Genomic DNA, 13,932 nt, shown 5'->3' on the forward strand with positions numbered 1-13,932 from the left:
GTATATCGCGGCGATGGGATGCAGGCATGGGTTATATCTCTTGGCCCATGAACCAATCGGCTATGGCGCTGCCATTCATGAAGACCACCTGTGGATGCTGCACTAGTAGATCCAGCATTTCTTCGAAATAACCGAAGCGGTGCGGTACTCCCATCAAATGGGGGTGAAGGCCGAGCGCCAACACTCTGGGTTGTTTTTCAATCTCGCGTTCGAACAGTGCGAGCGTGCGCTGCAGGCGCAGCAAGAACTCTGGCGATGAGTGCTTTTCAACAGCGTAAATGACCGAGTCGTTCAGCTCCAGGTTGTAGGGCATCTGAACGAGGCGGCCTTCTTTGACCTTCATCCAATTGGGTAGGTCGTCGATGACCCAGTCGCAAACATAATCAACCCCGTTGGCGGCCAGAATATCGGCCGTATCGTATGTTTCGCGCAACCCGGGGCTGAGCCAGCCGCGCGTGCGTTGACCGGTGAACGATTTGATTTTCTCCAGACATGCCTGGATCGTCTCGAGTTCAGAGCCGCCATGGTTGATGGCTTTCTGGTGCATGCCGTGACCGATGAATTCCCAGCCAGCCTGCAGCATGGCTTGTGCCGCGCGGGGATAGGCGTCGATCACACTGGCATTGCAGCTCGTCGACGCAGGCAGGCCGCGGGACGTGATGGCCTCCAACATGCGCGGCAAGCCGGCGCGCATGCCATAGTCGGCCCAACTGAAGTTGGGCACATCCGGTACCGTTTCTTTGCCATGCGGCGGTGTGATAATGGTTCGCGGCATGGGGTGGTCGAGGCTCCAGTTCTCGACATTGACCACCAGGTGCACGAGAATCTTGCCTGCGTCCGGAGGTGTCAACGGGGGACGATCATTTGAAAACGCATAGGGAACTCGAGGATTTGCCATGAGGGTGGTCCAGGTCAGTGACGCATCTGTTGCATGATGTCGCGCTTGAGGCCGTTGAAAACCTTGCTCGTGATGAGATCCAGGCTGCGCGGACGTTCGATGGGAACGGTGATTCGAGTGGCGATGCGTCCTGGACGTGCGGACATGACATAAATCGTATCGGCCAGCAGGATGGCTTCATCGATGTCGTGGGTCACAAAGACCACGGTTGTTCGCAGCTTTTGCCAAACCGACAGCAGCAGTTCCTGCATGGTCAGGCGGGTCTGCGCGTCGAGTGCGCCGAACGGTTCGTCCATCAACAGGACCTTCGAGCCCAGTGTCAGGACACGGGCTATGCCTACGCGTTGGCGCATGCCTCCCGATAATTGCACAGGCAGGTGTTTTTTAAATGCGGACAGCCCCGTAATGTTCAGCATGTCTTCGGCCCGTTCGACATATTCCTTTTTGGGCCTTCCTGCGATCTTTGGGCCAAATACGACGTTCTCCCATACATTCAACCAAGGGAATAGCGCCGCTTCCTGAAAGACAACACCGCGAGCAGGACCTGGGGATGCGACGGGTTCGCCGCCGACTTTCAAGGTGCCGGACGACGGTGTCTCGAAACCGGCAATGAGGTTCAATAGCGTGGATTTTCCACAGCCAGATGGGCCTAGTAGCGCCACAAACTCACCTGCCTCGACCGTCAAATCGATGTTATCGAGCGCCTGGACTGGGGAGGCTCCGCCGTAGGTCTTGCTGAGTTCATTTACAAAAATATCAGACATGGGTTTCTCAATGATTTTGCAGCATGCGCCATACCAGGACCTTGCGCTCCACCGCGACGATCAAGCGATCGCTGATGAAGCCCATCAACCCAATGGATGCCATATCCGCCAGCACGATGTCCATGCGGCCGACGTAATACGCGTCCCACAATACGTAGCCCAGCCCCGATTTCACGGCCACCATTTCCGAGACGATGACGGCGGTCCAGGAAATGCCCAGCCCGATACGCAGACCCGTGAAGATCGAGGGCATGGCCGCAGGCAGAACGACTCGGCGCAGCAACTGGCTCGACGAGGCTCCCATCATCGAGGCTGCACGCACCAGATTTCGATCAATGTCGCGTGCGCCTTGGGTGGTGTTTACGACGATGGCATAGAAACCGCCCAGGAAAATGAGAAAGATTGAGCCCATATCGCGAATGCCGAATACGGCAATCGAAAAGGGCAGCCATGCTGTGATCGGTATGGGTCGCAGGCCCTGTACCATCGGATCCAGCGTCAGCGATGCAATACGGCTCCAGCCGATCGCCAGCCCTAGCGGTATACCCAGCAGCATCGCCAGTGCGAAGCCCTGAATTACGCGCATGGTGGAGTACTGAACATTGCTGAACCAGGTACCCAGATAGGGATTCAGTCCCATTCCCGCCTCGGCGAAGATCCAGTCATACCACGCCGAGGCGACACGTCCAGGTGTGGGGACCGCACCGGCGAACTGGTCAGATTGGCCAATCACCTGCCAACCAATCAAGACGAGTACGGGTACCAATAGCGCCAAGGCTGTTCGCTTTACCGCGGCGTTATGGCGCCGATCGGCTCGCCCAGCTACGGTCGGGACGGGAATTTTTACACTTGATTCGCTCACGCGCGACTCCTCTGTCCTGCTCGTTCCCTTCTGGAAACGAGCAGGACGTAGTGATTACATGACTTCTTTCAAGAGGCTGGGGTCCCAGACTTTGCCTATCTCGCCGCTGACATCTTTGGGGATGACGCCTAGTTCATTGAAGGTCTTGGCTTGACGTTGCAATTGTTCGAGGTCCAACACTCCACCCAGGTTGATGAGCTTGACGGATTCACGAGTGACCTCGACGGGCAGGCCGGTATATTTCGAGTAGGTCTGTGCGAAGAGCTCAGGGTCCTTGGCCAGTTTTTCTTCCGCTGACTTGTAGGCCCACAGAAAGCACTTTACGGCTTCACGCTTATTGGTCACCGCATCGCGAGTCGCGGCGAGCAGGCCGAGTTCCGCACCCACGGCTTTTGATTGGCTGTATTCGAGATTCTTGGAGAATGTCGCGGTGCCGTCGGCCACCAACTGGGATTCGAAGGGTTCCCATAGCGCGACGGCATCAATGTCTCCACGCTTGAGCGCTTGCACGAATGCCGTACCGCCGCCTTGTATATTCACCGCCGTGAAACTGTTGTATGGAACACCTTTTTCGGCCAGTGTGGCCGCCCATTGGAACCATACCGCGGAACCCGGTGCAATACCGATACGCTTGCCCGCGATATCCTTCCACTCGTCGATCTTTACCCCTTTACGCGTGACGAGATATTTAGGCGAGGCCGCGACGCCTGTCAGGCCGATCAGCTTGTCGCTGCCTTGCGCCAGCGCAATGGCGAGATCCGCAGGGCCTATGCCCGAGATGTCGACCGATCCCGACAACAATGCGGTACGCGCGTCGGCATAGCGCACGAACTCGATGGGTTTGATTTCGACGTTGCACGCTTTTACTGCCTCAGGGACGTCAATAATGGGAGAAAGATGCCCCACCTTGACGAAGCCCACAGTCAGTACTTGTTTTTCTTTGCCTGCGGGAGGCTGAGGGCCCACTGCCTGGGCCAGACCGCAGTACATGCCGAGAGCGGCGACCAACATCAACACATTGCACTTTCTCATTTTCACTTCCCCTGATCATTTATTAAGGACCGCAAGGTGTACCAACGAAGCTTCGGATGATGACTCGATATTGAACGCTATCGCCCGTTGAACGCTGGCGGGCGCTTGTCGCGAAAGGCTTGTTGCCCTTCTTGGTAATCCTGACTCAAAAAACAGGCGTCGGTGGCGGCGTCGACCTCGCTGCTGGACGGCGCATTCTCGCCTCCCGCCAGATGACGTAATGCCAGCTTGGCTGCTGTTATCGTCAACGGCGCGTTGCCAGACACTGCGGCAATACGCTCGGCGACGCTTTGATCGAAACTCGCGCGGGCAAATACTTCATGCACCATTCCAATACGGGCGGCTTCGATACCGTCGAAGGTGCGTGCGGTCATAAAGAGCTCTGTGGTGCGGGCGCTGCCTAGAACTTCGCGCATCCGTTGGACCCCTGGGCGGGCATAGCCCAATCCCAATTTTGCTGCCGGCATACGAAAACGTGAATCATCCGTGCAATACCGTAGATCACACGCCAACGACAGGCCCATACCGCCGCCCATGCAGATGCCGCGAATCACGGCAATGGTCGGATGCCGCGTTTCACTGAGCGCGTTCTGGGCATTGTTCACGGCCAGGCCATAACGCGCTATCTGCTCGGGGTCATTGCGTAATCTGCCGAACTCGGAAATATCCGCACCCGACATGAATGCACGGTCACCTTCGCCGGCCAACACCAGAGCTCTGGTAGTCGTTGATCGTTCCGCTTGCGCGACTATGACGGCCATCTGTTCCCACATCGAGAGCGACATTGCATTAAAGCGTGCCGGGTTGCAGATATGGATCGTGACGATGCCGTTTGTCTCATCGACTTTCAAATGCCCTGGTTGAGTATGCACGCTCATCTTGGTCACCTCCCACTCAGACAGCGCCTGCGCCGCGCAGTGCTTCAATGTCCCGCTCGTCATAGCCAATCTCGCGCAGTACCTCATCAGTGTGCTCACCCCAACCAGGCGCCGTGCGGGCGATGTCGGCTGGCGTACGTGCGAGTGTGACGGGCTGTGTAATCATGGTGCGCTGCCCTCCTTGCCAGGCGGCTACGGTCTTGGCCACTCCTAGATGCCGGACCTGTTCGTCTTCGAACATTTGTGGGACCGAATACACGGGCCCCGCGGGGACGCCCGCGGCGTTCAGCCGTTGGACCCAGTCTGCCACCGTCGCCGTCATGAAGACGGTTTGGATCATTTGATTCAAGCGCTGACGATGTTTCACGCGCAGCTTTTCATTTTCGAACTCGGGATCGTCCATCCATTCGGTGTGTCCGATGGCCTCGCAAAAACGCCTCCAGTTGCCCTCGCCCGATGCTCCCAAGTTGAATTGACCGTCTTTCGCGTGAAACAGGCCCATCGGACTGCTGGTCGGATGATCGTTGCCTTCTTGACGAGGGATGTCCCCGTCATTGAGATACCGCGCCCCTTGGAAATCCATCATCGCAATCTGCGCATGGAGTAGGGACGTATGTAGCCATTGGCCTTCCCCAGACTCTTCGCGTTCGAGCAATGCCGTCAATATGCCGAGCGCCGCGTATAGACCGGCGCTGGAGTCAGCCACGGCCAAACCCGCGCGCACTGGGCCTTGTCCGGGAAGACCGGTAACCGACATCAGACCGCCCATGCCTTGGATGATCTGATCGAACCCTGGCCGCTTGGCATACGGACCATCTTGGCCGAATCCGGAGATGCTGGCCAGAATGATGCGAGGATTGATCGATCGCAATGACTCATAATCCACACCTAGGCGTGCTTTGACATCGGGACGCCAGTTCTCCACCAGCACGTCGGCACCAGCGACCAGACGCTTGAGCACCTCGCGGCCTTCGGCAGTCTTGAGATTCAAGGTCAACGATCGTTTGTTGCGGTTTAAATTTTGAAAGTCGCCGCTCCACCGGTCAGCTGCGAACATGGCCTCATTGGGGTCTATGCCCGCCGGCGGTTCGACTCGGATCACATCGGCCCCGAAGTCGGCCAGCATACGTACACAAGTCGGGCCTGCGCGCACACGCGATAAGTCCAGCACACGGAAACGCTGCAAGGCTTTTGATGCAGTTATTTGAGGCATGTCTGGTTTCTTTCTTTATTTGAAGTGGACAGAGATGAAAAGGCGTCTGGCCAACGTTGTTCTACCTGCTGTGCCCATGCGATCAGCAGCCCCTCCTTGCCCGGACGGGCGATCGCCTGGACCGAAATCGGCCGTCCGCCTATATCGCAAGCAATGGGCAGAACGATGGCGGGTAAACCCAGGTAATTCACAAACGACATCCAACTGAACATCGCCACGAGTTCGCGTGGTTGAAAGTCGGCAGATGTCGTCGTGACAAGTCCGCTGTCTGGCACGCCGCGCGGCAGGGCAGGGGTGAGCAGGATGTCGGCATCGGATAACGCAGTGCTCAAGAATTCCCGGCATCGGCTTGACTGCTCGCGGCGGGCATTCAGATACCAAGTGACCGGGATGGCTGAGCCGGTCAGCGCCAGGTTGCGAACCAGGGTGGGCAGATGTGTGCGAGCACGCAGTGCCGGTGCATGGACGCTGGCTGCCTCGGCATACAGAGATATTTCTGCCAAACGCTGCAATTCGCGCAAGTCTTTTATCGAACGCTCTGCCGGGACGTTTAGCGCGCAGGCCAACGAGTCCAGCGCTTGCGCGACGCCGGGCGAAAGCTCACCGATTGGATTCGCATGTGTCCAGCTCACCGCGATGCGTAAGCCGTCGCGTTGCGCCGCGTCATACGTGGCATGCAGTTTGCGCGCTTGAGCGGCGGTCAACGCGCAGCTTAGGGTTGTCATCACATCCGAGCTGCTGCGCGCCAGCAGCCCTACTGTATCCAGTGACGGCGCCAGCGGTGCTACGCCTTGGGCAGGAACCAGGCCATGGGTAGTTTTCAGGCCTACTATGCCGCATGTCGCGGCAGGCATGCGTACGGATCCCGCCGTATCGGTGCCTAGCGAGGCGTAACACAATCCGGCCGCTACGGCGACGCCTGATCCACTGGACGAGCCGCCCACGGCGGCACCGGGGTCGATCGGATTGTGCATAGGCGGATACGCGCTATTTTCGGCGGTTGCTCCGCCGGCGAATGGTGCCATGCCCAACATCGCCAACGGGGGGGCTCCTGCCTTCGTCAGGCGCTGCACTACGGTTGCGTGTCGTGTTGCCGACCATCCTGACGGTGGGCCATCCACACCGCAGCTGGGGAGCCGGTTCGGCAGGACAAAGATATCTTTGTGCGCCACGCCCACGCCGGCGAGGGGCAATGACGCATCCAGCTGTACTTCGGGCAATTCCGGTATGTGCGCGACACAATGCCAGCGGTCTTTGCGCAACGCTTGCTGTTGGACGGCCAGCGCCTCGGGTACGGTCAATTCGCCGTCGCGCAACAGGGCACGCAAGGCGTCAATGCTGGCGGGCAGTCCTGCAGGTGTTCGGAGAGCGGTCTGGGTCACGCCGATTTCCTCGGCAGCACTTCACTGTCGGGCGGAGCAATGCGCCGCAAAGATTTTGCGATATGTGCGCACTCCGCCTCGCTTGCAACGATGTGCTGGAGAGAGAGTGTATGTTGCAATGCAACAGCGATGACGTCCTCCTGGGGAGCGGTCTGAGCCAGGTTCACATCAGCGATGGGGCAGGCGAGTGATCTCTTCATGTATTTTCCGATCTCTTAAATATATTTATAAATCACCTTATAATTTTTCTATATCAGTGTTTGTATGTATTCATAAACGTGAAAATCAGCGAACAAATCCGCCTGGCCATCGAGGACGACATCCGAAACGGTGTTCTTTTGCCTGGCGACGCTATCGATGAAAATGAACTGGCGGCGCAGTTCAATGTGTCGCGCACACCGGTGCGCGAGGCGCTATTGCAGTTGAAAGTCCAAGGCATGCTGAACAGCTTGCCGCGTAACGGGATGACCGTCGCAAAAATGGACGTACAAGAGCTACTTGCCGTGTGGGAGCTGCTGGGGGAAATGGAGGCTGTGGCGGCCCGCATGGCTTGTCAGCGGATGACGCAGCAAGAACGTGCCGAGTTGGCGCGCGTCCATGCTGACGCGGCAGCGGTGATTGAAGCGGAAGACGCAGACGGCTGGCGTCAGGCTAATCACGACTTTCATGAGGTGCTTTACAAAGGCTGTCGCAATCCGTATTTGCGCCAAGAGCTGCTACGGTTGCGCGCGCGTACTGGCGCCTATTTGAAGCATGCCTTCACCGCGGTGGGTCGTTTGCGTGAGTCGTACGATCAGCACGAGGAGTTATTACAGGCGATTCTGGCGGGCGACGCGATGCTTGCTCAGGAGAAAATGTCACACCACATCAGCCTGTCGCAGAGTTCCAAAGGATTGGCGGACTTTCTGATCAATCTGCCTCGCTCCATGCTGACGCAGGCGGGGGACTGAAGGCGTGGCGTCTGTCACGATAGGTGAGGGGGGCGATATTGCGCCCGCTTCACTTGACGCTTAAGTCAACGCAATCCCTCCATCAACATTCAACACAACTCCTGTAATGAAGCTCCCGTCATTACTCGCTAAAAACAACGCAGCCCGCGCCAACTCCTCTGGTTGACCCAAACGCCCCAGGGGAATCGCCTGCGCAACCCCCGCCTCAAACGCCGGCCGATCGGCAGCAGCGACGCCCAGCTTCGCGAGAATCGGCGTATCGACTGGTCCCGGACTAATGACGTTCACCCTGATGCCGCGGTCCTTGAATTCCAGCGTCCAACTGCGTGCAAAGGCCTCAATCGCGGCCTTTGTCCCTGCATAGACGGCATGTCCTTCCAGGACCTTGCCGCTCGCTATCGAACTGGTCAGCAAGATCGCGCCACCGTTACGCATCAGCGGCGCGATCTTTTGCACGCCGAAGAATACGGCTCGAGTGTTGGTATCGAACTGAGCGTCGTACTCTTGGATTCCGACCGCGTTTGAAGGCGTAATCGTGTTGACGCCCGCGTTGGCCATATAGATGTCAGCGCCGCCAAAGCGTTCGGCTACTAACGCTGCGACGCGGTCATGCGTCGTCAGGTCGGCCAGATCGCCCGTGACGCCCAGCGCCCTGGGCCCGAGTTCCGCGACAGCGCCATCGACCGCGTCACGACGGCGCCCGACGATCACGACGTATGCACCTTCCTCGATGAAAAGCCTTGCGGTGGCCAAGCCGATGCCGCTGTTTCCGCCAGTGATGATGGCGACTTTATCTGTCAGTTTGTTCACGTCAAATTTTCCTTTCAGGCGGTGCCTGTTGTGATGTGTGACGCCAATGTAATTTGGAACAAAATGACGCAATAGTCCTACAATGGTGCTTTGATTTATGCCTGATAGTCATTAATGACGGTCGAACATTTCCACGGCTTGTCCGCCTTTGTGCGGTCCGTTGAGGCTGGCTCATTTACTGGCGCTGCCCGGTTGCTCGGTACGACACCGTCGGCCGTCTCGAAAAGCATCGCCCGACTGGAACGGCGCTTGGGCGTCAGGCTGTTTCAGCGCTCAACTCGCGCTTTCATTTTGACCGGCGAGGGACAAGCCTATTACGAGCGCGTCGCATCGCTGGTGCGCGGCCTCGAAGACGCCGACGAGTCACTGAAAGCGCCAAATACCGCGATCGGGACATTGCGGGTGAGTATGCCGGTCGATCTCGGGCGCTTGCTGCTGGAGCCGATCACCTCGCAGCTCATGCCTGATCATCCCGCCTTGGCGCTCGATGTCAGCCTGAGCGATCGATATGTCGATCTGATCCGAGAGGGTTTTGATCTGGCGCTGAGAGCCGGGACGGTAATGGATAGCGGGTTGTACGCCCGCAAGTTGATCGATTTGCCGCTGGTGCTGGTCGCATCACCGCAATATCTCGCCCGGCATGGTGAACTGCAGACAGTCGCCGATCTCGGCGCGCATCGTCATGTGCGTTATCGATTAGATGGTCACGTGTTGCCGATCATGTTGGCCGACGGCACGCGCGTTCCGATTGAAGGAGTGTTCGACGCCGATAGCGGCCAAGCGATGCAAATCGCGGCAGTCAATGGACAAGGCATCGCGCAAATCCTGAGGACGACAGTGCAGGATGATCTCGATTCCGGAAAATTAAGCCATGTGTTGCCACATGTGCCGCTCATGCCTGTACCTCTGCAGGTGGTGCATGGATTCGGCCGCAATCTGCCGATCAGGGCAAAGATGTTTATAGACTTTATTGCCTCGCATCTCGCACCATTGGCCACGTCGACGCGCGCAAAATCACGCCGTCTGGGCCGGTGAGGTGTTGGCCGTCATCCGTGGTTTCGTTGCCTAACTACGAACGGCGCCCGATGGCGGCAGGACTCCATCTGCTGCGCCATCGCCTGATGTCACCAATGCATAGTTATATCCCTGTCCAGACCAATAGCGAGCCAGCAGATTCCCATCGCGCCGGCTGCCTTGCGGCAGAAACTGTTTGCCGGGCCCTGGCGGGCGGATGTAGAAGGTCGCGCGCTGTCCAGCATTGTCGTAAATCACGATCGCGGCGGGCCCTTGATCAGTCGCCAGCAGGCGAGCCGCAACGGGCTGAAAGCCGCTGGCACTCAGATTAGGCAGACGCTCGGCGTTAGCAAAATACTCGTCCAGCCAGCCTTGCAGATCCGCCGTATCGGCACGCACATCGGGCTGTGGAGCGTCCGCTGAGGCAAACAGGCGATAGGCTTGCATGGCATCCTGCATGGGCAGGATTCGGTTGGCGACGACTGTGGTGTCGCGCATGCTCCATCCGGTGACGCCACCGATAGCTAGCGCCATGACCAGACTGGCCGCCATCGCCAGGCGACCCCGTGCACGGTTGCGCAGCCGTGCGCGTACTGCCGTGGGGTCCAGGGCTGGATTCGGCGGCAGGCTATCGTGACTAGCCATCGCGCGCAGCCGCTGTGTATCGCGCTGCCAGGCGTCGAGTTCTTGCGCTTGTTCGGGGTGCTCCCGCAGGTAGGCTTGCATGGCTTGCCGCTGTGCGGGATCAAGTTGCCCATCCACAAACGCATTACGCGCCAGATCGTCCATAGAGCGTTCGTTCATTTTAGGATCCTCAGGCGGGGCTCGCCTGCCCGGCCTTCATGCAAATCGCGCAACGCACTGCGTGCACGGGACAGGCGCGACATGATGGTACCCAGCGGGACATCGAACATGTCGGCCACAACCTTGTAGCTCAGCCCTTCCACGCAGACCAGCCACAACAAGGTACGCTGCGCCTCGGGAAGTCGTTCGAAGTCGTCCAGCGAGGCGCGTGCCATTACCTCTCGCTCTGCCGACGGCGCCGTGACGTCGGATCCTGTAAACCAGTCGAGCAGCCGCGCATAACGGCGCGCGCGGCGCTGGGAGTCCAGGAACTGGCGGTACAGAATGGTGAATAGCCAAGCGCGCACATTGCCCTGCGGACGTCGGCTGGGCCAGCGCGTCAGGGCTCTTTCCAGGGTGGACTGCACCAGGTCGTCAGACGACATGGCATCACGAGTCAGATGCAGCGCAAACCGTCGCAGCCGAGGCAATAGCTGGCGCACGACGGCATCAGACAATTCGTCCGCCTCTATCGCGTCATCATCGGAGGGTACCGCTTCGTGTATCGGCATGCGTACCGGCTGATTCATCAAATGCCTCAATAAACCCCGGTATCCAAACCGGGGAGGAGGGCGCAGAGAGAAAGGAACAGCCAGGCTGTTCCTGTCCGGGCGCTGCGCCCGTGGCGTCAAAGACTGACAGGCTAATGTCGTAAGACGCCGCTCAGGTGAGTTTATTCCGTCGCGGAATAAATTTTTTGGCCTCCCGTCTTACAGGGGTATTCAACGCCCCATGGGCAAGGAACCTCATGCACCAAGGACCTGAACGCGAAGCCCGGCCGCTCAATGCCCGGCAAACCTGCCTGCGCCTGGCCGCGATCGGCGCTATTGTGGTGTGTTCTGGGGCGGCGTTTGCCTATGTGGGCGGCTGGCTGGACCCCGATCGTCTGACTCCCGACCGGGTGGTGGATGCCCTGGAAACCAATAGTGGCGTTCACGCAGGCTTTCGACGAAATCACGCAAAAGGCGTATGTGTCATAGGCCATTTTGAAAGCAATGGGGCGGCGCATGCCTTGTCCGCGGCAGCCCTGTTCGAGCGCGGTAATACGCCAGTGATAGGGCGATTGGCGCTACCCGGCGGCAATCCCTATGCTCCGGACTCCAGTGTCCCTATTCGCAGCTTTGCCCTGCAATTCACCTCGCCCAATGGCGAGCAGTGGCGCACCGGGATGAACAGTATGCCGGTATTCCCGCTGGCGACCCCGCAAGCGTTCTATGACCAGCAGCTTGCTGCTCGTCCCGACCCGAATACGCACAAGCCCGATCCAAAGCGGATGGGGGCGTTTTTCGCAGCGCATCCCGAGGCAGGGGCCTTTCTCGCGTGGGTGAAGACGGCCAAGCCTTCGGCCAGCTATGCGACGGAAAGCTATTACGGCCTGAATGCCTTTTACTTTGTCGATGCGCAGGGCAAGCGGCAAGCCGTGCGCTGGCATCTGGAGCCTTTAGGTGCAGAGGCCGCGCCTGCCGCTCAGCCGCAGCATGACGCCAATTACTTGCAGGGTGACTTGCAGCAGCGCTTGGCACAGGGACCGTTGCGCTGGCGCTTGGTAGTGACGCTGGCCGCCTCAGGTGATCCCACCAACGATGCGACGAAACAGTGGCCGGCAGATCGGCCCACTGTCGACGCGGGCACTGTGGTGATAACCCGCAGCGCGCCGCAAGACGACGGCCCGTGCCGTGACGTGAACTATGACCCGACCATATTGCCACGCGGCATCGCGATTTCCGATGATCCGCTGCTGCCGGCGCGTTCTGCGGCCTATGCCTCGTCTTACGAGCGCCGCACCAGTGAGGGGCCACCTCAAAGCGCGTTGGCCCCATCTCATTCCAGTCAACCGGAGCGTGCGCAATGAACTTTTCCGCTTATCCCATTCATCGAGCGCCCGCTAAATTCAGCCTGTTTGCACGCCTGTTGCATTGGTTGATGGCTATCGGCATGGTGGCGATGTTATTCATCGGCGTGGGCATGGTGGCCTCGGTTTCGGAGCGGCATCAATGGCTGATGCAGATTCACAAACCATTGGGGCTGGCGTTATTGGCGTTGGTGTGCCTGCGCCTGGGCAGGCGCCTTATTTACGGCGTCCCGGCCTTGCCTGCGGATATCCCGGGCTGGCAACGCGCGGCAGCGTTGGGGTCGCATATTCTGTTGTATGCGCTGATGTTTGCGATGCCGCTGATAGGATGGGCGATGGTGTCTGCTGGAGGTTATCCGGTGATCGTGGGCAGTTGGCAACTGCCGCCTATTGCGCCGACCGATGCTTCGTTATTTGCGTGGTTGCGTGGTGCTCATCGGTATCTCGCATTTTTGCTGTTTGCCACGGTACTGCTGCATCTGGCTGCTGCATTGTTCCATGGCTGGATACGGCGTGACGGTGTTCTGGAATCGATGACTCGAGGCCGCTAGCGGTCTTTGCCGTGACGATCTCAGGGCTTTGAGCAGGGCAGTTCTTTCTGCAAGGCCTCGCCCACCAGCGAGGCCGCATTGCCACGCAGCTGTTCGGCCGACAGTCCCGACAGATAGGTATGGACGCGATCCGCCATCTCGTGTGGCAGGATGCCCGTGCTGGAACACCAACGCTTGCCGCGCGTGTCGTCAGCCACGCCGAGGATATAGGCTTGCCCATACGCGCTCGAAAATTGGCGTTGCGTCTCACCCTCGTGAAATTGCGTGGGCATCTTGCCTTCCAATGCGCGCGCCAGGTCAGAGCCTGACATTGCCCATGTGCGGGTCGTGTCAGCATGACAAGCCGCAGCAGCACTCAGCCCGAGGAAAACTGCCAGAATCTGTTTACGCATCAATATCTCTCTGTCACTCGTGTTTCCAATCAGGAGGAAGGCGATTTTCCACCTGTTTCCAGCATCTGTCGATCTCCCTGGCAATAAAGCCTTTCGGCATTCTCACTGTTTCCGTACACGGGCGTAAATGCTCCACGAGCCACTCGTCCGGCCATCCCGCCCATTCCCCGGCAAGACTCCTGAGATTGGCCTTCAGAACAGGAAAGACTTCTCCCCACAGAATGTGATGTACTTCCCGCTGCGAATACCCTGTTTCGAGAACGACACGTGCAATATAGGAAAAGGTCGTATCGTCGGCCTCAGTATCCAGGAACAGCGTGGAAAGCGCTTGCCAGATCTTGATGCGGTTCGGATCAACGGCTTGCATAATAGGCGTGTTTCTAGAGGCGATATAAAAAGAGTATCAAGGCTGAATTTTTAAATATTAGACACCGATAATCGCCCGGCATAGAGTCTCCCAGGCAATAGCAACGCCAAAAAAGGCAGAAGGC

17 protein-coding genes are annotated in these 13,932 nt (G+C 58.5%); 4 read left to right on the forward strand and 13 right to left on the reverse strand.

Features of this window, described 5'->3' with window-relative positions:
• Nucleotides 1–31: 31 nt before the first annotated feature.
• The 8 genes from ACNA0J_RS06245 to ACNA0J_RS06280 all read right to left on the reverse strand — a co-directional run bounded on the left by ACNA0J_RS06245 (nucleotide 32) and on the right by ACNA0J_RS06280 (nucleotide 7,229).
• Nucleotides 32–898, reverse strand: a complete 867-nt coding sequence (locus ACNA0J_RS06245; RefSeq protein ID WP_415817495.1) for a polysaccharide deacetylase family protein — start codon at nucleotides 896–898, stop codon at nucleotides 32–34.
• A 14-nt stretch (nucleotides 899–912) separates the two neighbouring features.
• Nucleotides 913–1,662 carry an ABC transporter ATP-binding protein gene (locus ACNA0J_RS06250; protein ID WP_415817497.1) on the reverse strand — a complete coding sequence of 250 codons (750 nt, stop codon included), beginning with the start codon at nucleotides 1,660–1,662 and terminating at the stop codon, nucleotides 913–915.
• A gap of 7 nt (nucleotides 1,663–1,669) precedes the next feature.
• Nucleotides 1,670–2,503: an ABC transporter permease gene (locus tag ACNA0J_RS06255; RefSeq protein WP_415817754.1), complete on the reverse strand. Its 834-nt coding sequence runs from the start codon at nucleotides 2,501–2,503 to the stop codon at nucleotides 1,670–1,672.
• Between the two features lie 75 nt (nucleotides 2,504–2,578).
• Nucleotides 2,579–3,556 (reverse strand): ABC transporter substrate-binding protein, encoded by a 978-nt coding sequence (locus ACNA0J_RS06260; protein ID WP_415817499.1) that lies wholly within the window; start codon nucleotides 3,554–3,556, stop codon nucleotides 2,579–2,581.
• Nucleotides 3,557–3,633: 77 nt separating this feature from the next.
• The gene (locus tag ACNA0J_RS06265; protein ID WP_415817501.1) at nucleotides 3,634–4,434 is read right to left on the reverse strand and encodes an enoyl-CoA hydratase; all 801 of its coding nucleotides are present in this window, start codon (nucleotides 4,432–4,434) and stop codon (nucleotides 3,634–3,636) included.
• 16 nt (nucleotides 4,435–4,450) lie between these two features.
• Nucleotides 4,451–5,647, reverse strand: a complete 1,197-nt coding sequence (locus tag ACNA0J_RS06270; protein ID WP_415817503.1) for a CaiB/BaiF CoA transferase family protein — start codon at nucleotides 5,645–5,647, stop codon at nucleotides 4,451–4,453.
• A complete protein-coding gene (locus ACNA0J_RS06275) occupies nucleotides 5,635–7,029 on the reverse strand; it encodes an amidase (RefSeq protein WP_415817505.1) in 1,395 nt (464 codons plus the stop codon). Before ACNA0J_RS06275 ends, ACNA0J_RS06270 begins: the two co-directional genes overlap by 13 nt.
• Nucleotides 7,026–7,229, reverse strand: a complete 204-nt coding sequence (locus ACNA0J_RS06280; protein ID WP_415817507.1) for a hypothetical protein — start codon at nucleotides 7,227–7,229, stop codon at nucleotides 7,026–7,028. The genes ACNA0J_RS06275 and ACNA0J_RS06280 overlap by 4 nt, the downstream gene beginning before the upstream one ends.
• Before the next feature lie 78 nt (nucleotides 7,230–7,307).
• Between ACNA0J_RS06280 and ACNA0J_RS06285 the strand changes: the two genes are divergently transcribed.
• Nucleotides 7,308–7,979, forward strand: coding sequence for a GntR family transcriptional regulator (locus ACNA0J_RS06285; protein ID WP_415817509.1), 672 nt, complete (start codon nucleotides 7,308–7,310; stop codon nucleotides 7,977–7,979).
• 60 nt (nucleotides 7,980–8,039) lie between these two features.
• Here ACNA0J_RS06285 and ACNA0J_RS06290 read toward each other — a convergent pair whose 3' ends face one another.
• Nucleotides 8,040–8,789, reverse strand: a complete 750-nt coding sequence (locus tag ACNA0J_RS06290; RefSeq protein ID WP_415817511.1) for an SDR family NAD(P)-dependent oxidoreductase — start codon at nucleotides 8,787–8,789, stop codon at nucleotides 8,040–8,042.
• A gap of 114 nt (nucleotides 8,790–8,903) precedes the next feature.
• On the opposite strand from ACNA0J_RS06290, the gene ACNA0J_RS06295 reads away from it, so the two are divergent.
• Nucleotides 8,904–9,824: a LysR family transcriptional regulator gene (locus ACNA0J_RS06295; protein WP_415817513.1), complete on the forward strand. Its 921-nt coding sequence runs from the start codon at nucleotides 8,904–8,906 to the stop codon at nucleotides 9,822–9,824.
• A 30-nt stretch (nucleotides 9,825–9,854) separates the two neighbouring features.
• Here the strand turns inward: ACNA0J_RS06295 and ACNA0J_RS06300 are convergent, their stop codons facing one another.
• Both ACNA0J_RS06300 and ACNA0J_RS06305 read right to left on the reverse strand, forming a co-directional pair.
• Nucleotides 9,855–10,607, reverse strand: coding sequence for an anti-sigma factor family protein (locus ACNA0J_RS06300; RefSeq protein ID WP_415817515.1), 753 nt, complete (start codon nucleotides 10,605–10,607; stop codon nucleotides 9,855–9,857).
• The gene (locus ACNA0J_RS06305; RefSeq protein ID WP_415817756.1) at nucleotides 10,604–11,158 is read right to left on the reverse strand and encodes a sigma-70 family RNA polymerase sigma factor; all 555 of its coding nucleotides are present in this window, start codon (nucleotides 11,156–11,158) and stop codon (nucleotides 10,604–10,606) included. The genes ACNA0J_RS06300 and ACNA0J_RS06305 overlap by 4 nt, the downstream gene beginning before the upstream one ends.
• A gap of 236 nt (nucleotides 11,159–11,394) precedes the next feature.
• On the opposite strand from ACNA0J_RS06305, the gene ACNA0J_RS06310 reads away from it, so the two are divergent.
• Both ACNA0J_RS06310 and ACNA0J_RS06315 read left to right on the forward strand, forming a co-directional pair.
• Nucleotides 11,395–12,498, forward strand: a complete 1,104-nt coding sequence (locus ACNA0J_RS06310; protein ID WP_415817517.1) for a catalase family peroxidase — start codon at nucleotides 11,395–11,397, stop codon at nucleotides 12,496–12,498.
• Entirely contained in the window at nucleotides 12,495–13,049 is a 555-nt protein-coding gene (locus ACNA0J_RS06315; RefSeq protein WP_415817519.1) for a cytochrome b, read from the forward strand. The genes ACNA0J_RS06310 and ACNA0J_RS06315 overlap by 4 nt, the downstream gene beginning before the upstream one ends.
• 20 nt (nucleotides 13,050–13,069) lie before the next feature.
• Here ACNA0J_RS06315 and ACNA0J_RS06320 read toward each other — a convergent pair whose 3' ends face one another.
• Both ACNA0J_RS06320 and ACNA0J_RS06325 read right to left on the reverse strand, forming a co-directional pair.
• Nucleotides 13,070–13,441 carry a Rap1a/Tai family immunity protein gene (locus tag ACNA0J_RS06320; RefSeq protein WP_415817522.1) on the reverse strand — a complete coding sequence of 124 codons (372 nt, stop codon included), beginning with the start codon at nucleotides 13,439–13,441 and terminating at the stop codon, nucleotides 13,070–13,072.
• 13 nt (nucleotides 13,442–13,454) lie between these two features.
• Nucleotides 13,455–13,808 (reverse strand): DUF7079 family protein, encoded by a 354-nt coding sequence (locus tag ACNA0J_RS06325; RefSeq protein ID WP_415817524.1) that lies wholly within the window; start codon nucleotides 13,806–13,808, stop codon nucleotides 13,455–13,457.
• Nucleotides 13,809–13,932: the final 124 nt, after the last annotated feature.

This window comes from Bordetella tumbae (genome assembly GCF_965139195.1).
Taxonomy (GTDB): Bacteria; Pseudomonadota; Gammaproteobacteria; order Burkholderiales; family Burkholderiaceae_B; genus Bordetella_A; species Bordetella_A tumbae.